The organism is Kutzneria kofuensis (assembly GCF_014203355.1).
Lineage (GTDB): Bacteria > Actinomycetota > Actinomycetes > Mycobacteriales > Pseudonocardiaceae > Kutzneria > Kutzneria kofuensis.
This window is the reverse complement of the sequence record NZ_JACHIR010000001.1, coordinates 1386498-1404250: the sequence shown is the minus strand read 5'-3', so window position 1 is coordinate 1404250 and position 17753 is coordinate 1386498. Positions and strand designations below refer to the sequence as shown.

The window sequence follows — 17753 nt, the reverse complement described above, 5'->3', positions numbered from 1 at the left end:
ATCGGGGATACCCGGTCAGCGATAACCTAAACGTGATGTGACGTGGATCACACCGCCGGAATGGTGAAGGCCACCTCGGTGCCGTCTGACCTGCGGTTCAGGCTCACCTGGGACGCCAGCGCCCGGATCAACGCCAGCCCGCGGCCGCGGTCACCCGGGTCCTCCGGCTGTGGCCGCCACGTTCCGTAGTCGCGGACCCGGCCGTGCACCGTGCCGGCCTCGTCGCGGGTCAGCCACAAGTCCACCGAACCCGGCTCGCCCGACCGGTAGCCGTGCTCGATCGCGTTCGCCGCCGCCTCGCCCACCACCAGCTGCAGGTCCTCCAGCAGCTCGCCCGACAGGCCCGCCGACGCCGCCCAGTCCCGCACGACCTTGCGCATGCCGGCCAGTTCTCCGGGTATGCCGCTGAACCGCAGGGCCAGCGGGACGGTGTGCGCCCGCGCCCTGTCCACGTCCTCGCGTCTCGACCCGTTCACCTGACCTCCGGTGATCAGGCTATCCAGCCCCGGGGGTCGCTGCCAGTGAACCGGGGGCGCGCCGGGCCGGTATATGGGTGCGCAGTTCGCGTCGAGGAGTGGGGTAGGGATGCTCAGTCAGCACGAACGCCGCCAGTTGGACCAGATCGAACGCGGTCTGGCCGCCCAGTACCCGGCGCTCGCCACCCGCTTGAGCGGGAGCCTGCTCGACCGGTACCGGTGGGCGCTGGAGACCATGTGGGCGTTCGGCCTCTGCTGCTTCGTGCTCGGTGTTGTCGTCAACAGCGGCGAACTCGGCCTGTCCGGGCTGGGCTTCCTGGTCGCCGGTCTGTTGTTGCGGCACCGCAAGTACCTGTTCGGCCTCTTCAGCGGTTGACGCCCGTCAACCGGGCGACGGTCTTGGCCACGCGGTTCTGGCGGGTCTCCGCCTTCTTCGCCTCCTCGATCCACCGCACGTACTCCTTGCGGTGCGTGAAGGGCAGGCCGTCGAAGACGCGCTGCGCCTCGGGGTCGGCCTGCAGGGCGGCGGCCAGATCGGCCGGTATCTCGACCTCGCGGGGAGCTGTGTCGAGCGCGATGTCGACATCGACCTCGTCCCAGGCCTCGACGCCGGCGGCAGTGCGGTTCTCGGCGCTGAGCGGGATCAGGAGCTGAGCGGGATCAGGAACTGCCCGCCCCTCGTCGCCACCGTGCTCCGGTAGGTGTGCCCGCCGATGGTCACGTGCACCTTGGGCTGCTTGCCCGCGCCGAGCTCGGCGACGACCTCCGCCGGCACCGGCAGGCCGGTCGCGGTCTTGCCGCCCAGGAGGACCGTCGTGCGGAAGCGCATGCCGGCAGTATGACCCCATGGCCATCTTCACGCCCTCACAACGCGACCGGCTGCTCGCCGCCCTGATCGAGCGGGCTCGTGGCGACGTCCGGATCGGCGGCGCCGCCCTGACCGGCTCCGGCGCTGTCGATGGCGCCGACCGGTGGTCCGACATCGACCTCGCCCTCGGCGTCGTGGCCGACCGTGACGACGTGATGGCCGACTGGACCGCGTTCCTCTATGCCGATTTCGGCGTCATCCACCACATGGACGTGCCGTTCCGGTCGGCCATCTACCGCGTGTTCCTGCTGCCCGACACCCTTCAGGTCGACATCGCCTTCGTCCCCTCCGCCGAGTTCGGGGCGACCGCCCCCACCTTCCGTCTCCTCTTCGGGATCGCTTCGGAGCAGCCTCCGACGCCTGTGCCGACCGCCCGTGCGCAGATCGACATGGGGGTGGCTCTACGCCCTGCACGTGCGTTCCAGCATCGAACGCGGCCGTGTCTGGCAGGCCGAGCACATGCTCGGCGGGCTGCGCAACGTCGTGCTGACCCTGATGTGCCTGCGACACGGGGTGCCGGCAGTTCAGGGACGAGGACTGCACCTGCTCCCGTCCACCGAAACCAAGGCCGCCTTGGCAACCCTGGTCGGCGGCTTGGCGGAGGCCGAGCTGCGCCGCGCCTTCCGGGCCGGGGTGGCGTTGTTGTTGGCGGAGGCCGCACACGTGGACGCGGAGTTGGCGAAGGCGTTGACCGCCCCGTTGGAGGCGATGCTCGGTTGAGGGATCCTCGGGTTGGTGCCGAAGTGGTGGTGTGGGCGTGCGTGCCTTTTTCGCACCCACCCGCCCACCCTCGCCACGGCTGACACCCATATTTCGTTCGCGACTCCCCTCTTCGTCAGGTTCAGGGCGAGGCTCTCCCGATGAACATTTGTTTGCCTTGAAGGCTGTCGTGAGCCGCCCGGTGTCACAGTGAAACCGTCACGGGGTGCTCTGTCGCACAGACGTATTTGCTCGCTCGCGCCGCTCGCGCACTGGCACACTGCGAACCTGGAATCGGAGCTGGGCCGTGAGGCGTAAGGGGGTGGCGATTGGCCGGCATTGCCGACGTCATCGCCCGTTTCCGGGCGGTCCTCACCGCTTGCGGCACCGCCGGCACACGATTGCGCGGTGCTGATGAGGCGTTTCAAACGTGCGTGGAAGCGTTGGCACAGGCTCTGGAAGGGGCACGGGATCGCGACTCGATCGCGCTGATGGGTGCGGCTCTGGATTCCGTCCGTGCGGCCAATGACGCCGTCGAGGATGCCATTGCAGGGCGTCCAGCGGTATGTGAGCCGGCTCAGCCCGGATGTGGCCGGCCGTGCGTCGGACACGATCACGACGGCGACCGTCTCGCCGCAGCGACCAGCCAGGCCCGCTGACTCGGCCGGCTCTCCGTCGGCTGACCAGATCGAGCGGCTACGTGCCGAGCTACCGTCGCCCGTAGTGCCCGGCACCGGGCAGAAGACCCATGGCCGGTGGGTCGCGCAGGGTGGCACCGCCCAGCAGTTGGTCAGTGGGCGGGACGAGCTCTCGACCAAGGTCAACGACCAACTGAGAGCCCAAGGATGCCCTTGGCTGCCTGCCCGTACCGCCGACGACGTGGAACTGAAGCTAGCCGCCCTGATGCGTGAGCAGGGCCAGACCGACCCCGGGATGCGACACGTCACCCTCGTGATCAACAATCGTCCCTGCAAGGGTGACCTGAGCTGTGACGAGTTGGTGCCTGTCATCCTGCCGGCGGGGTACTCGCTGACCGTGCACGCCCCGAACTACCGCAAGAGGTTCACCGGAGGAGCGGAGCCGTGGTGGCGCTGAGGGCCTGGTACGACCCCGACAACGACGACGAGCCGATTATCGTCGGCACGACGGCTGACGTGGACACTTTCCTGGACCGTCTGCAGGCTGACCGGGCTGCCATGCAGGTGCCACCGCTCATGCAGCTCTCGCGACGCGACGCTGAGGGCTGGGCCGTGCTCCACATCGGGGTGAACACCGATCGCGGAGTGCTCGCTCATACCGACGCCACGGGATCGTTCGTCACCACCAACGGCACGGCCACCGACCAGCCGTTGACCTACGACTACATGGGGCACGTCCGCGAAGTCCCCGGCAATGCGGAGGTTCCTCTGGACGACGTGCGGCGGGCCGTCCACGAGTTCGTCATTACCAACGGTGCGCGGCCGACCTCTGTCGAGTGGCAGCCGGACGAGGTATAGCCAGAGCCACGCCCACGCCACCCCGGCAGGCAAGTGAGCGGCGCTCGAACCCTCCAACCACATGGCGCCAGTGGTGAGTCGACGCGACTCTGATCACCCGCTCGGGAGCCCTCGTCCATCGAAGTGGCCGACGAACGGAAGGCCGGGCGGGTGGGCGCGCCGGACACCCATGGGCCGCCGAGCGTGGCTCGCCGCGCTCAGTGGGCCGGGCTGCCCAGGTTGAGGCGTTGCTCGCGGGTGTCGGTGGGGGTGCAGCCGAAGCGGGCCTTGTACTGGCGGGAGAAGTGAGCGATGTCCGTGATGCCCCACTTCGCGCAGATCGCGCCGATCATCAGGTCGGGGCGGGCGAGCAGGTCGGCGTGGCAGCCGTCGAGGCGGCGGTTCTTGATGTGCGTGGAGACGGTCTCACCACGTTGCTGAAACACGCGGTGCAGGGTGCGCACGGAGATGTGGTGGGCGGCGGCGATGCGCTCGACGGAGAGCTCGGGGTCGCCGAGCCAGCTGTCGATGTAGGCGCTGATCTGGGCTTCCAGAGCGGGCGACACGGGCTGGGCGCGGCGGGAGAGGGCGCCGACGAGCAGATGCGACACGGCCTCGGACGCGGCGGCGAGGCCGGCACTGTCCAGGCCGGAAGCGACCTTCATGGTGGCGAGCACGTGCTGCACCAGCAGTTCCCCGACACCCTCGACGGCGATGGTGGTGCCGAGCAGCCGGTTGACGCCGGGAACCTGGCTCTCCAGCCGCGACGCGTCGACGTAGACGGTGAGCAGGCGGTTCTGGGCGGAGTGCCGGGCCTCCAAGGGGTTCACGGTGGAGCAGAGGGCGGCCCGGCCGGGCTTGAGCAGCAGCTCGGCGCCGCGGTGGCGCAGCCGGGTGGTGCCGTCGACGCACACGCAGAGATACGTCAAGCCGTTGGGGGACAGCCGGATCAGCGACTCGGTGCGTTCCGTCTGGGCCCCGGAGCCCTGGTACGTCCAGTCGAACGTGGTGACGCCGCCGATCAACAGGCGGGTGACGGTCCGGTATCCGGTGCCGGGCCGGCCGAGGGTGCCGGAATACTGCAGGTTCTGCCCGCCGACGGGGAGCGCGAACGTCTGGCGGGGGCTGCCCTTCTCGACGACTCCCTCGTCTACCCGGTGGTGGAAGGCGGCTGCCGGCGGCATGGCGCGAGTGTACGCGCGGACCGATCTTGGGCCCCCGACACGGGCCGGTAACGGCTGAAACACGACCCATTGACACCCGGCTTAATCCAAGTCAAGAATCACGTACCACCGATCGTATAGGATCTACGAAGACCGAACGGAGCGGAGCGTGGCCAGAGTCCGCAAGGCCGAGGCGTTCCTGGTGGACATCGAGGTCGAGCAGGTCCGCACGGACGCGGTCCAGGCCTTCCTCTCCCAGGAGACGGTCTTCGTCGAGCTGACCACGGACGACGACGCGACAGGTCTCGGGTACACGTACACGATCGGCACCGGCGGAACGGCGGTGCTGGCCCTGCTCCGCGACGACCTGCTGCCCCGGCTGATCGGGGCCGACGCCACCCGCGTCGAGGCGGTCTGGCACGACCTGTTCGCCTCGACCAGGGCGACCACGGTCGGCGCGATCACCTCGCTGGCCCTGGCGGCGGTGGACACGGCCCTCTGGGACCTGCGCTGCATCCGAGCGGGCGAACCGCTGTGGCGGATGGCCGGCGGCTTCCGGTCGAGGGTTCCGTTGTACGACACCGAGACGGGCTGGCTGCACCTGAGCACGGACGAACTCGTCGCCGGCGCGCTCAAGGCCAGGGACGCGGGCTGGCGTGGGGTCAAGGTCAAGGTGGGCAAGCCGAGCGGCGCCGAGGACGCGGCCCGGCTGGCGGCGGTGCGCGAGGCGGTCGGCCCGCACTTCCCGGTCATGGTCGACGCCAACCAGTCGATGACGCTGGCGGAGGCGCTGCGTCGGGCCGAGCTGTTCGCGCCGCTGGGCCTGACCTGGCTGGAGGAGCCGCTGCCGGCCGACGACGTGGCCGCGCACGAGCGGCTGGCGCACGCCACCAACATCCCGGTCGCGGTCGGCGAGTCGCTGTACTCGGTCGCGCAGTTCCGCGAGTACCTGCACCGCGGCGCGGCCTCGGTCGTGCAGGTGGACGTGGCCAGGATCGGCGGCATCACGCCGTGGCTCAAGGTCGCGCACACCGCCGAGACGTTCAACGCGGAGGTCTGTCCGCACTTCCTGATGGAGCTGCACGTGAGTCTCGCGGCCGCCGTGCCCAATGGCCGGTTCGTCGAGCACATCCCGCAGCTACGGGCCATCACCACTGGGGAAATGTCCGTTGTGGACGGTGAAGCCGTCGCTCCGGACACGCCGGGTCTGGGCATCGCCTGGAACCGGGACGCCATGGACGACCTGCGGGTCGCCTGACAGTAGTGTCCTCATTGGACAGTCAGCAACGGTGCGACTGAGATGGAGTTTCGATGAGTCGGAGAACGACGCGGCTGCTGACGGCGGCAGCCGCGGCCCTGCTGGCCATCACGGTGGTGCAGGCGCCGCTGGCCGACGCGGCGCCGGATGCCAAGCCCACCAAGGCCGACAGCGCGGACAAGCCCTACATGGGCTGGAGCAGCTGGAGCCTGGAGTCGACCAACTACCCCGGGGTCAACCCGACCGGCCCGGCGAGCTGGCTGACCGAGGCCAACGTCATCAAGCAGACCGACGTCGTGGCCAGCAAGCTGAAGTCGCACGGCTACGAGTACGTGAACGTGGACGCCGGTTGGCTGGGCGGCTTCGACGGTTACGCCCGCCCGCTGGCCAATGCCACCACCTTCCCGCACGGCATGAAGTACCTCGGTGACTACATCCACCGCAAGGGCCTGAAGTTCGGCGCCTACCTGGCGGTGGGCCTGGACATCCGCGCGTACAACAACGGCAACACGCCGATCTACGGCACGAAGGACTGCTACACCCGCAACCTGGTCTACCCGGACCTGCGCACGACCAACGGCTGGAACAGCTCGTACAAGATCGATTTCAGCAACCCCTGCTCGCAGGCCTACATCAACTCCATCGCGAACGTGCTGGCCGGCTGGGGCGTCGACTTCCTCAAGCTGGACGGCGTCGGCCCCGGCTCCTTCCAGGGCGGCGCCAACTACGACAACACCTCCGACGTCAAGGCGTGGAACACCGCGCTGGTCAAGACCGGCCGCAAGATCCAGTTCGTCATCTCCTGGGGCCTGAGCCACCGACAGGCCGACGTCTGGAAGGCCAACTCCAACGGCGCCCGCGTCGAGACCGACGTCGAGTGCTACTGCGACACCATCGTCACCTGGAACAACTCGGTGAAGCAGCGGTTCACCGATGTGGTGCAGTGGATCCCGGACGCCGGCCCCGGCTACTGGAACAACCTGGACTCCCTCGACGTCGGCAACGGCCAGATGGACGGCATCTCCGAGGCCGAGCGGCAGAGCTACATGACGCTGTGGGCGATCGAGGCGGCCCCGCTCTACGCCGGTGACGACCTGACCAAGCTCGACCCGTACGGCCTGTCCCTGCTGACCAACGACGAGGTCATCGCCGTCGACCAGGCCGGCATCGCGGCCAAGCCGGTCAGCCAGTCCACGCAGCAGCAGGCCTGGTACGCCCGCAACTCCGACGGCAGCTACACTGTCGCGCTGTTCAACCTCGGCGACACCACCGCGAACGTCACGGCGAACCTGGCCCAGCTGGGCATCAACGGTTCGGTCAAGGTGCGGGACCTGTGGAGCCACAAGGATCTCGCCGCGGCCACCGGCACGATCTCCGCGCAGCTGCCCACGCACGGCTCGCAGCTGCTGAAGATCACGCCGAACGCCAAGGACAACGCGCCCAACCCGCCCGGCTTCCTGCACGCCACCGCCGCGTCCGGCACCACGGCCGCCGGCAACAGCGTGACGCTGGCCTGGGACGCGTCGTTCAGCGGCAACACCGCCGTGAAGAGCTACGAGGTCTACAACGGCACGACCCGGCTGCTCACCACCGGCGGCACCTCGGTGACCGTGGCGAGCCTGGCCCCGTCGACCACGTTCGACTTCACCGTGGTCGCAGTGACCAAGGACGGCAAGAAGTCCTTGCCCAGCACCACGCTGAGCGTGTCCACGGCGGACAAGAACGGGTCGATCAACTACGAGGCCGAGGCGTCGGTGAACATCGTGTCCGGCGGCGCGTCGGTCAACGACTGCGGCCCGTGCTCGGGCGGCAAGAAGGTCGGCAACCTCGGCGGCACCGGCCACCTGACGTTCCCGAACGTCTGGGCGCCCAAGGACGGCACCTACCTGATGACCGTCTCCTATGTGGACGGTGACTCCGGCCGCACCGCGCAGGTGACGGTGAACGGCGTGCCGTTCCGGCTGCCGCTGGCCGGCAGCAACGACAACGACTGGAGCACGCCGCAGACCGTGACGGTGCCGATCACGCTCAAGGCCGGCGGCAGCAACGTGGTCGAGTTCAACGGCCCGACGCCGCAGGACTACGTGTCCGACATCGACAAGATCACCATCTGAGCTGAGAGGGGACATGCCGTGGTGACCGCGACACAGGACACGAAGACACTGCCGGTGGCACCGGTCGCCACGGCACGTCGCCGGGGGATCCGGCGGGGCCACCTGCCGCTGGCGCTGCTGCTGATCGCGCCCGCCGTCGCCGGCTTCCTGGTGTTCTTCGCCTACCCGACGGTGCAGGGCATCTACTACAGCTTCACCGACTTCCACGTGCTCAGCGCGCCGAACTGGGTGGGGCTGGACAACTTCAGGCAGCTGCTCGGCGACGACGTGTTCTGGCACTCGCTGTGGGTGACCGTTTACTTCGTGCTGCTGTCGGTGGTGTTCGGGATCCTGATCTCGCTGGTCACCGCGGTGATCATGCACCGGCTGACGAAGTCGACGGTGATCCGGGGCATCATCCTGCTGCCGTTCCTCATCTCCGGCGTGGTGGCGGCGATGACCTGGTCCTGGATGCTGGACCCGGGGCTGGGCATCGTCAACTCGTTCTTCATCAAGTTCACCGGCCACCCGCTGCTGTTCTTCGGCGACAGCGCGCTCGCGGTGCCGTCACTGGCCGCGATCAGCGTGTGGAAGTCCATGGGCTACAACGCCATTCTCATCTTCGCCGGCCTGCAGACCATCCCGGCCACCCTCTACGAGGCCGGCCGGGTGGACGGCGCCAGCGAGTTCCAGATGTTCTGCAAGCTCACGGTTCCGCTGCTGCGCAACATCCTGGTGATGGTGGTGATCCTGACCGTGATCGGCTCCTTCCAGGTGTTCGACATCGTGCAGGTGACCACCAAGGGCGGCCCGCAGAACGCGTCGCTGGTGCTGCAGATGTACATCTACAACAAGGCGTTCAGCCAGTTCGACTTCGGTTACGCCGCGACGATGTCGCTGGCCCTGTTCGCGATGCTGATCGCGATCACGTTCACCCAGCTGAAGATGACCCGCGCCGGCGAGTCCGACCTGAACTGAGAGAGGAGAAGCAGCCGTGGCGAACCGCTCCGTCACCGCCCGACCCTCGGTCGGTCGGGTGCTGGCCTGGATCTACCTGGCGGTGATCATCCTGATCACGCTGTTCCCGTTCTACTGGATCCTGCGCACCGCGCTGTCCAACAACTTCGCGCTGCACACCGACGCGTCCTCGCTGCTGCCGGTCGACTTCACCTGGGGCGCCTTCAAGCGCGCGCTCGGCCTGGCCTCGGTGGCCGAGGCGCAGGCGGAGGGCGGCTCCGGCGCGTCCCTGAACACCGCGTTGTACCTGCGGAATTCGGTGATCTACGCGGGCGTGCAGACCGCGCTGGTGGTGTTCTGCTCGGCCACCGCCGCCTACGCCTTCTCCCGGCTGCGCTGGAAGGGCCGCGAGGTGGTGTTCTCCGTCCTGCTGTGCGCGCTGATGGTGCCGGCGATCTTCACGCTGATCCCGAACTTCGTGACGGTGAAGAACCTGGGGCTGACCAACACCTTCGCCGGCATGATCCTGCCCGGCGCGTTCTTCTCCGCGTTCAACATCTTCTTCCTGCGGCAGTTCATGCTCGGGCTGAGCACCGAGGTGGAGGAGGCGGCCACCATCGACGGCGCGGGGCCGCTGCGCGTGTTCTTCCGGATCGTGCTGCCGATGTGCGCGGCGCCGATCGCCACCCTGTGCCTGCTGACGTTCATCAACACCTGGAACGACTACTTCTGGCCGCTGATGGTGACCAGCGACGAGAGCGTGCGGCCGCTGACGCTGGCGCTGGCGGTGTTCAAGCAGGCCTCGCCCAACACGGCGGTGGACTGGGCCGGCCTGATGGCGGCCACACTGATCGCGGCGGCGCCGATGCTGCTGCTGTTCGTGGTGTTCGGCCGGCGGATCGTCAACTCCATCGGCTTCACCGGGATCAAGTGATGCGACACGACGACCTGGTGCTCTCCTGGCCGGAGCCGGCGCGAGAGTGGATCGAGGCCGCGCCGGTCGGCAACGGCCGGTTGGGCGCGATGGTGTTCGGCGGCCCGGGGCGAACCCGGTTGCAGGTCAACGACTCCACGGTGTGGTCCGGCACCCCGCACGGCCCGGCCGACAGCCTCGCCGATGTGCTCGCGCGGGGCGCGGGTCCGGAACGGCTGGCCGAGGTGCGCAGGGCCGTTCGCGCCGGCGACCACCGGACGGCGGAACGGCTGTTGATGTCGTTCGAGGGCCCGTACAGTCAGGAGTTCCTGCCGTTCGCGGATCTCTGGCTGACGCTGGGGGAGGGCACTCTGCAGGGTCGGACCCTCAACCTGGACAACGGTGTCGCGCACGAGTTCCTGACCGTGGACGGCCACGAGGTCGAGCGGTCGGTGTGGGCCAGCCACCCGGCCGGCGTGCTCTGCGTCGGTATCACCGGGCGCACGGATGTCAGGCTGGGATTGGATTCGCCGTTGCGAATCGTGCACAAGGTCCTGCGCGACAGCGGGTTCGAGCTCGGTGTGGAAATCCCGGTCGACGGCGCGCCGCAGCACGAGCCGCAGGTTGAGGAACCGCTGCGCTACGCCGACGCCCCGATCGACGACTACGACCCGTTCGGCGCGGTGGTCGTGAGGATCGACACTGACGGCAAGCTGTCCACAGCGGACGATGAACTGGTCGTCACCGGCTCGACATGGGCGTTGATCGTGCTCGGCACATCGACCGCTGCCCGGGACTTCTGGGATGGGCAGGCACCCCGGACCCGCACCGAGCACCTCGCCGCGGCCGAGGAGCGCGCGTCCTCGGCGCTGGCCAAGGGCGGCACGGAGTTGCTACGGGAGCATGACACCGACCTGCGGACCCTGCTCGGCGGCACCTCGCTGCGCATCGGACGTCAGGTCAACGGCCCGATCGACGTCGCTGCCGACGTGCTCTCCGGCCGTGATGAACAGCTGACCGCGACCGTGATGTTCCAATTTGGACGGTACCTGCTGGCGTCCTCGTCTCGACCGGGCAGCGGCCCGCCGGCCAACCTGCAGGGCGTGTGGAACGCGGACCTGCGGCCGGCGTGGTCGTCCAACTACACGGTCAACATCAACACCGAGATGAACTACTGGCCGGCCGAGGTGACCGGGCTCGGCGAGTGCCACCTGCCGCTGATCGACCTGCTGGACAAGATGGCGGGCAACGGCGCGGAGGTCGCTCGCGAGCTGTACGGGGCACGCGGCTGGGTGACCCACCACAACACGGACATGTGGGGCTGGGCGCTGCCGGTCGGCATGGGCCACGGCAACCCGTCGTGGGCGATCTGGATGATGGGCGGCGCCTGGCTCGTCCAACACGCCTGGGACCACTACGAGTTCACCGGCGACACGGAGTTCCTCACCGACCGGGCCTGGCCGCTGCTGCGCGGCTGCGCCGAGTTCTGCCTGGACTGGCTGGTCGGCGACGACGGTTGGCTGGACACCATCCCGTCCACCTCACCCGAGAACCTGTTCATGATGGACGGCAGGCCGGAGTCGCTGACCTGGTCCTCCACAATGGACATGGCTCTGATCAGGGCCGTCTTCGTCCGGTGCCTGGCCGCCGCGCAGATCGCCGGCGTCGACGACCCGGTGCTGGCCGAGATCGAGAAGGCGTTGCCGAGGCTGCGGCCGCCGGCCGTGACCGAGGGCGGCTGGCTCCAGGAGTGGGTCGCCGACCTGCCGGAGCACGACCCGAAGCACCGGCACGTCTCCCAGCTGGTGACGGTGTATCCGCTGGGGCAGATCGATCCCGAGTCGACGCCGGAGCTGGCCGAGGCGGCGGTGAACCTGATGGACCGCCGGGGCAACGGCGCGATGGGTTGGTCGTGGGCGTGGAAGATCGCGCTGCGGGCCCGGCTGGGCGACGGGGAGACCGCGCGGTCGCTGCTGTTGGAGGCGACCCGGCCGCTGGGTTACGACTGGGACGTCAACGCCCCCACCGACGGCTCGCAGTGGGGTGGCCTGCTGCCGAACCTGTTCAGCTCGCACCCGCCGTTCCAGATCGACGGCAACTACGGATTCCCGGCCGCCATCGCGGAAATGCTGGTGCAGAGCCACAACGGTGTGATCCGGGTGCTGCCGGCGCTCCCGAGCAGCTGGCCCAGCGGGGCGCTGACGGGCGTGCGCTGCCGTGGCGGCTTGTCCGTCGACCTCACCTGGCGCGACGGAACCCTGGCCGCGCTGAGCATCCGCCGGCTGACCGGCGACGCACGCCAGGCCGTGAACGTCGTCCACGCCGGCCAGCACGAGGAGTTCACCCTTGCCGTCGGCGAGGAGAGGCGGCTCGCGTGCTGAACGTCCGGGAATACCGCAGCTCCTACAAGGAACCGGAAGACTTCGACGACTTCTGGGCGGCCACTCTCGCCGAGGCCCGGCGACACGAGCTGACCGTCGACATCACGCCGGTCGAGACGCACCTGGTCACCGTCGAGGTCTTCGACGTGACGTACCCCGGCTTCGGTGGCCACCCGATCCGGGCCTGGCTCCGACTTCCCGAACGGCGTAGCGGAAAGCTGCCAGCGGTGGTGCAGTTCCACGGCTACTCCAGCGGTCGCGGAGCGGCGGTGGAGGACCTCCTGTGGTCCTCGGCCGGATACGCCCACCTGTTCATGGACGTCCGAGGTCAGGGCGGCGACTGGGCCGGCGGCGACACGCCCGACCCGGTCGGCAGCGGCCCGGCGTATCCGGGTTTTCTGACCCGGGGCGTGGAGAGTCGGGACGACTACTTCTACCGTCGCGTCTACACGGATGCGGTCCGGGCCGTGGATACGGTGCGCAGCCTGGACTTCGTCGACCCGGAGCGGGTCGCGGTGATCGGCAACAGCCAGGGCGCGGGCATCGCCCTGGCCACCGCCGGGCTGGTGCCGGACCTTGCGGCGGCGCACTTCCAGGCCCCGTTCCTGGCCGACATCCAGCAGGCGACGCGCACGGTGCGCACCTTTCCGTACGAGGAGATCACGAAGTACCTGGCGGCCCGGCGCAACAGCGCCGACCGCGTGTGGCAGACGCTGGCCTACTTCGACGGCATCGCCTTCGCCCGCCGGGCCGCGGCGCCGGCGTGGTTCTCGGCCGGCCAACTCGACGACGTGGTGCCGGCGCCGGCCGTTTTCGGCGCCTACCACGAGTACTGGGGACCCAAGCAGATCCGGTTGTGGGAGCACAACGGACACGAGGCAGGCGGCGCCGAAGACCTGGCGATCGCGCTGTCCGCGTTCGCGAGCATCCTGCGCCCGAGCGACTCCATCGATCTGGGCAGTCCCACCGAAACGAGGAATAGCTGATGATGAGAAAGCTGCTCGCGGTCGCGCTGGCGTCCGCGTCCGTCGTCGCCCTGTCGGCCTGCGGCAGCTCGGGCTCCGGGGCGTCGTCGGGCACGATCAACTGGTGGACCTGGGACGACAAGCAGGCCGCCGCCTACCAGTCGTGCGCCACGGCGTTCGAGAAGGCCAACCCCGGCGTCACCGTGAAGATCTCGCAGTACGCCGTGGACGACTACTTCACCAAGCTCACCGCGGGCTTCGTCGCCGGCACCGCGCCGGACGCGTTCCAGAACTCGGTGCAGTTCTTCCAGGCCTACGCCTCGCAGCACCAGCTCCTGCCGCTGGACGAGGAGATCAGCAAGACCAACTTCGACCTGAAGAAGTTCTCGGTCGGCGTCGGCGCGTGGAAGTTCACCGACGGCAAGCAGTACGCGCTCCCGCTGGACTGGGCCGCGTCCGCGATCTACTACAACACCGACGCGCTGACCAAGGCCGGCTACACCCCGGCCGACGTCGAGAAGCTGACCTGGAACCCGGACGACGGCGGCACCTTCGACAAGATGGTGGCGCACCTGACCGTCGACGCGAACGGAAAGCGCGGCGACGAGGCCGGCTTCGACAAGACCCACGTCGCCACCTACGGCATGGGTCAGCTGGCGGCCAAGGACTTCATCGGCCAGACCACCTGGAACTCGTTCCTGTCCACCACGGGCTGGCGGCAGGGCGACAAGCCGCAGTGGCCGACGAAGTTCAACTACGACGACCCGAACTTCGCCAAGACCATGAAGTACATCAAGTCGCTGACCGACCGCGGCCTCGCGCCGAAGATCAACTCCTTCAGCGCCGGCGGCGGCACCGCGACCATCAGCGACGTGGACCTGATGGGCACCGGCAAGATCGCGATGGAGACCGCCGGCTCGTGGGAGGCGGCGACCTTCGCCAAGCTGCCCGGCGTCAAGGTGGGCATCGCGCCGACCGTCGAAGGCCCGGACGGCAAGACCCGCTCGGACATGTCCAACTCCAACGGCAACAACATCTGGGCCGGCACCAAGAACCCCGACCTGACCTGGAAGTGGGTCTCCTACATGGGTTCCGAGGAGTGCCAGGCGACGGCCGGCGCCTCCGGCTCGTTCTTCCCGTCCATCCCGGCGGCGATGGACAAGGTCGCGGCGCAGGTGCAGAAGCAGGGCGTCGACCTGTCCGTGTTCACCAAGGCGCTCAAGGACGGCACGCTCTACGGCGCGCCGGCCTACGCCAACGGCGCCGACCTCCAGCAGACGCTGGAGCCGCTGTTCGAGGCGTACTTCAGCGGCAGCCGCGGCGATGACGTGTTCGCCGAGATGACGCAGAAGGCCAAGGACATCCTCAACAAGAAGGGCTGAGCTGACGTGATGCGCCGGTTCGCCGCGCTGCGCGCGGCAGGCACGGGTTTTGTGGTCGACCTGGCCGCGCAGCCCGTCCCGGTGGTCGTGCACTGGGGGCGCGACCTCGGCGAGCTGGACGAGTCGGGGCTGGCCGCGCTGGCCTTCACCGGCGAGCCCGCGGTGCTGAACAACTCCGTGGACGTGCCGCGCCGGTGCTCGGTGTGGCCGACGGAGTTCGAGGGCTGGGCCGGCACGCCGGCTCTCCAGGGGCACCGCGACGGCGTGGCCACCACGCCGCGGCCGCGGTTGGTCGAGCACTCGCTGGACGGCAACCGGCTGGTGCTCGTGCTGGACGACCAGATCACCGGCCTGCGCATCACGGTGACCTACACGATGGACAGCAGTGGCGTGCTGTCCGCACAGGCGGCGCTGGCGGCCTCGGAAAACCCTTACGAGGTCGCCGGCGTTTCCACCCTGCTGCCGTTGCCGAGCCGGGCCGTCGAGGTCCTGGACTTCACCGGGAAGTGGTGCCGCGAGCGGTCGCCGCAGCGGACCCGGCTCGGCCACGGCGCGCACGTCCGCGAGTCCCGGCGCGGCAAGCCCGGCCAGGACTCGGCGTTCCTGATGACCGTCGGCGTGCCCGGCTTCTCCTTCGCCGACGGCGAGGTGTGGGCCCTGCACGTGGCGTGGAGCGGTGATCAGCGCTACGTGGTCGAGCAGCTGCCGGAGACGCCGCCGGTGCTCGGCGGCGGCGAGCTGCTGCGCGCGGGCGAGGTCCGCCTTGCTCCCGGCGAACGCTACGAAACACCGATCAGCTACTTCGCCTGGTCCGATGAGGGACTGGACGGGCTGGCCGCCCGCTTCCACGCGTTGCAGCGCAAGAAGGTCCGCCCGCCGCGGCCGCTTGTGCTCAACACGTGGGAAGCGGTGTATTTCGACCACGACCTGGACCGGCTGCTGGCGCTGGCCGACGCGGCGGCCAAGGTGGGCGTGGAACGCGTCGTGCTCGACGACGGCTGGTTCCGCGGCCGCCGCGACGACACCGCCGGGCTCGGCGACTGGCAGGTCGACACAACGGTGTGGCCGCAGGGCCTTGCTCCGTTCGTCGACCACGTCAAGGGCCTGGGCCTGCAGTTCGGCCTGTGGTTCGAGCCGGAGATGGTGAACCTGGACTCGGACCTGGCCCGCCACCACCCCGAGTGGGTCCTCGGCGTGCCGGGGGAGCCCGGCCCGCCCTCGCGCAACCAGTACGTCGTGGACCTGACCAATCCCGAGGCGTGGGCGTACCTGCTGACCTCGATCGACGATCTCGTCTCGGAGTACGGGATCGACTACCTCAAGTGGGACCACAACCGCGACCTGCACGAAGCCGTCCGGCCCGACGGCCGGCCGGTCGTGCACAGCCAGACGCTGGCGCTGTACCGGCTGATCGACGAGCTCAAGCTCCGGCACCCGGACCTGGAGATCGAGTCCTGCGCCAGCGGCGGCGGCCGGGTCGACCTGGGCATTCTGGCCCGCACCGACCGGGTGTGGGCCTCGGACTGCAACGACCCCGTTGAGCGGCAGTCGATCCAGCGCTGGACCGCGCAGCTGCTGCCGCCCGAGCTGATCGGCTCGCACGTGGGCCCGGAACGGAGCCACACGACCAACCGGCGCACCGACGACTCGTTCCGGTTGGCCACGGCCCTGTTCGGCCATGCCGGCATCGAGCAGGACCTGACGGCGTGCTCACCTGCGGAGGTCGACAAGCTGACGGCGTGGGCGGCGATGTACAAGGAGCTGCGCCCGCTACTGCATTCGGGTCGTGTCGTCCGCGCCGACCTGCCGGACGACGGACTTTTTTTCCACGGTGTCATTTCTAATGAGCATGGATTGCTCTGCCTCGCGCGGATTTCCACCTCGCCTGCGGGACAATCGTGGCGGGTCCGGCTGCCCGGCCTGTCGCGGGGGCGTGACTACCGGCTGCGGATCCGAGGCGACCTCGGACTCCCGTCGATGCGCCAGGTCAGGGCCCCGGAATGGGTCACGGCGGCGATCGACGGCTGGGTGCGCGTGCCGGGTGCGGTGCTCGTCGACGCGGGCGTGGCGATGCCGACGCTCGATCCCGGACAGGCGTTACTCTTGGAGGTAATCGTCGATCGTGCATGATCCACCAGATCCGGTACGCTATTCCGGGGAGGTTAGTGGTGCGGGTGAACAACGAGACTGGTGGTCCTCGCCTGTCGGCGCTCAAGGGCCGGCAGGTGCTCGCGGACGGCGTCTATGAGCAGATCAGGACGCTGATCATGAACGACGGCATCGCGCCGGGCGATCGCGTGAACATCGACGAGGTGGCGCGCGAGCTCGACGTGTCGGGCACGCCGGTGCGGGAAGCGTTGGCACGGCTGGAGTCCGAGGGGCTCGTCGTGCGCCTGCCGCTGCGCGGCTACCGCGTCACCGAACTGCTCACCCGCGCCGAGGTCGAGGACATGTACGGGCTGCGGCTGCTGCTGGAGCCGCCCAGCGCGGCCAAGGCGGCGTCGGTGATGACCGACGAGTGGGCCGCCGCGCTGGAGGCGGAGATGGCCAGCTGCCCGGTTGCGCCCGACGACGACAGCTACGAGGACTACCGGGCGCTGTCCGCGCACGACGCCCGGCTGCACCAGATGATCCTGCACATCGCCGGCAACTCCGCGGTGGAGCAGGCGTTCGAGCGCACGCACTGCCACCTGCACTTCTTTCGGTTGGCCTACAACCAGACCTCGGGCATCGCGGCGCTGGTCGAGCACCGCGAGATCGTGGACGCGATGATCTCCGGCAAGCCGGCCCAGGCGCGCAAGGCGATGGTCAACCACCTGGAGACCGCGCGGGACCGGCTGCTGGTCAAGATGTGACCGCCGGCGCATGGCCGCCATGCTTTTGTTCGCATACCGTCCACCAAGCGTTGACCGTGTGACTCCCGCGCGGCCGCCGTTGTGGACGTGACCGAATATCGCCACTACCGCAACGGAATCTGGCCCGAGCACAGCGCGCTCCGTCGCCGTCACCGCGCCGCGCATCGCCGGCGCTCTGGCCACGACGGCGTTCAACGTCGGCGCGGTGATCGGCCCCGCTGTCGCGGGACTCGCCGTGAGTCAGGCTTTCCTTGCCAGCGCTGGCTTT

Annotated in this window: 19 protein-coding genes; 14 read left to right on the top strand and 5 right to left on the bottom strand. The window is 69.0% G+C overall.

Annotated elements, in window-relative coordinates; translation table 11 throughout:
* Positions 1 to 47: 47 nt before the first annotated feature.
* The gene (locus BJ998_RS06345) at positions 48 to 476 is read right to left on the bottom strand and encodes an ATP-binding protein (protein WP_184859343.1); all 429 of its coding nucleotides are present in this window, start codon (positions 474 to 476) and stop codon (positions 48 to 50) included.
* Between the two features lie 109 nt (positions 477 to 585).
* Between BJ998_RS06345 and BJ998_RS06340 the strand changes: the two genes are divergently transcribed.
* Positions 586 to 852, top strand: coding sequence for a DUF3040 domain-containing protein (locus tag BJ998_RS06340; RefSeq protein WP_184859341.1), 267 nt, complete (start codon positions 586 to 588; stop codon positions 850 to 852).
* Here the strand turns inward: BJ998_RS06340 and BJ998_RS47145 are convergent.
* The 3 genes from BJ998_RS47145 to BJ998_RS47135 form a co-directional block, all read right to left on the bottom strand.
* Positions 842 to 997 (bottom strand): YdeI/OmpD-associated family protein, encoded by a 156-nt coding sequence (locus tag BJ998_RS47145; protein ID WP_246488961.1) that lies wholly within the window; start codon positions 995 to 997, stop codon positions 842 to 844. The genes BJ998_RS06340 and BJ998_RS47145 overlap by 11 nt on opposite strands.
* A 122-nt stretch (positions 998 to 1119) precedes the next feature.
* Positions 1120 to 1305 carry a DUF1905 domain-containing protein gene (locus BJ998_RS47140; RefSeq protein WP_246488535.1) on the bottom strand — a complete coding sequence of 62 codons (186 nt, stop codon included), beginning with the start codon at positions 1303 to 1305 and terminating at the stop codon, positions 1120 to 1122.
* A gap of 35 nt (positions 1306 to 1340) precedes the next feature.
* On the bottom strand, positions 1341 to 1550 hold the full coding sequence (locus BJ998_RS47135; RefSeq protein WP_246488534.1) for a hypothetical protein: 210 nt from the start codon (positions 1548 to 1550) through the stop codon (positions 1341 to 1343).
* 208 nt (positions 1551 to 1758) lie between these two features.
* Between BJ998_RS47135 and BJ998_RS47130 the strand changes: the two genes are divergently transcribed.
* The 4 genes from BJ998_RS47130 (at position 1759) to BJ998_RS06320 (ending at position 3539) form a co-directional block, all read left to right on the top strand.
* A complete protein-coding gene (locus tag BJ998_RS47130) occupies positions 1759 to 2064 on the top strand; it encodes a hypothetical protein (protein WP_246488533.1) in 306 nt (101 codons plus the stop codon).
* Positions 2065 to 2372: 308 nt separating this feature from the next.
* Positions 2373 to 2702, top strand: a complete 330-nt coding sequence (locus BJ998_RS47125; RefSeq protein ID WP_246489982.1) for a hypothetical protein — start codon at positions 2373 to 2375, stop codon at positions 2700 to 2702.
* Complete coding sequence (locus BJ998_RS06325) at positions 2584 to 3138, top strand: DddA-like double-stranded DNA deaminase toxin (protein WP_246488532.1); 555 nt, start codon at positions 2584 to 2586, stop codon at positions 3136 to 3138. Before BJ998_RS47125 ends, BJ998_RS06325 begins: the two co-directional genes overlap by 119 nt.
* The gene (locus tag BJ998_RS06320) at positions 3126 to 3539 is read left to right on the top strand and encodes an Imm1 family immunity protein (RefSeq protein ID WP_184859337.1); all 414 of its coding nucleotides are present in this window, start codon (positions 3126 to 3128) and stop codon (positions 3537 to 3539) included. Before BJ998_RS06325 ends, BJ998_RS06320 begins: the two co-directional genes overlap by 13 nt.
* Positions 3540 to 3736: 197 nt before the next feature.
* Here BJ998_RS06320 and BJ998_RS06315 read toward each other — a convergent pair whose 3' ends face one another.
* Positions 3737 to 4702, bottom strand: a complete 966-nt coding sequence (locus BJ998_RS06315) for a helix-turn-helix domain-containing protein (RefSeq protein ID WP_184859335.1) — start codon at positions 4700 to 4702, stop codon at positions 3737 to 3739.
* A 148-nt stretch (positions 4703 to 4850) separates the two neighbouring features.
* On the opposite strand from BJ998_RS06315, the gene BJ998_RS06310 reads away from it, so the two are divergent.
* The 9 genes from BJ998_RS06310 to BJ998_RS06270 are packed head-to-tail and all read left to right on the top strand — an operon-like array spanning position 4851 to position 17485.
* Positions 4851 to 5939: a mandelate racemase/muconate lactonizing enzyme family protein gene (locus tag BJ998_RS06310; protein ID WP_184859333.1), complete on the top strand. Its 1089-nt coding sequence runs from the start codon at positions 4851 to 4853 to the stop codon at positions 5937 to 5939.
* Positions 5940 to 5992: 53 nt separating this feature from the next.
* On the top strand, positions 5993 to 8053 hold the full coding sequence (locus BJ998_RS06305; protein WP_184859331.1) for a fibronectin type III domain-containing protein: 2061 nt from the start codon (positions 5993 to 5995) through the stop codon (positions 8051 to 8053).
* A 21-nt stretch (positions 8054 to 8074) separates the two neighbouring features.
* On the top strand, positions 8075 to 9010 hold the full coding sequence (locus tag BJ998_RS47120; protein WP_221337898.1) for a carbohydrate ABC transporter permease: 936 nt from the start codon (positions 8075 to 8077) through the stop codon (positions 9008 to 9010).
* 16 nt (positions 9011 to 9026) lie between these two features.
* Positions 9027 to 9923: a carbohydrate ABC transporter permease gene (locus BJ998_RS06295; protein ID WP_221337897.1), complete on the top strand. Its 897-nt coding sequence runs from the start codon at positions 9027 to 9029 to the stop codon at positions 9921 to 9923.
* Positions 9923 to 12283: a glycoside hydrolase family 95 protein gene (locus BJ998_RS06290; RefSeq protein ID WP_184859327.1), complete on the top strand. Its 2361-nt coding sequence runs from the start codon at positions 9923 to 9925 to the stop codon at positions 12281 to 12283. Before BJ998_RS06295 ends, BJ998_RS06290 begins: the two co-directional genes overlap by 1 nt.
* Positions 12277 to 13269, top strand: coding sequence for an acetylxylan esterase (locus tag BJ998_RS06285; RefSeq protein WP_184859325.1), 993 nt, complete (start codon positions 12277 to 12279; stop codon positions 13267 to 13269). The genes BJ998_RS06290 and BJ998_RS06285 overlap by 7 nt, the downstream gene beginning before the upstream one ends.
* Entirely contained in the window at positions 13269 to 14630 is a 1362-nt protein-coding gene (locus BJ998_RS06280; protein ID WP_221337896.1) for an ABC transporter substrate-binding protein, read from the top strand. The genes BJ998_RS06285 and BJ998_RS06280 overlap by 1 nt, the downstream gene beginning before the upstream one ends.
* Before the next feature lie 9 nt (positions 14631 to 14639).
* Complete coding sequence (locus tag BJ998_RS06275; protein WP_184859323.1) at positions 14640 to 16760, top strand: alpha-galactosidase; 2121 nt, start codon at positions 14640 to 14642, stop codon at positions 16758 to 16760.
* 44 nt (positions 16761 to 16804) lie between these two features.
* Positions 16805 to 17485 (top strand): GntR family transcriptional regulator, encoded by a 681-nt coding sequence (locus BJ998_RS06270; RefSeq protein ID WP_221337895.1) that lies wholly within the window; start codon positions 16805 to 16807, stop codon positions 17483 to 17485.
* Positions 17486 to 17753 lie beyond the last annotated feature (268 nt).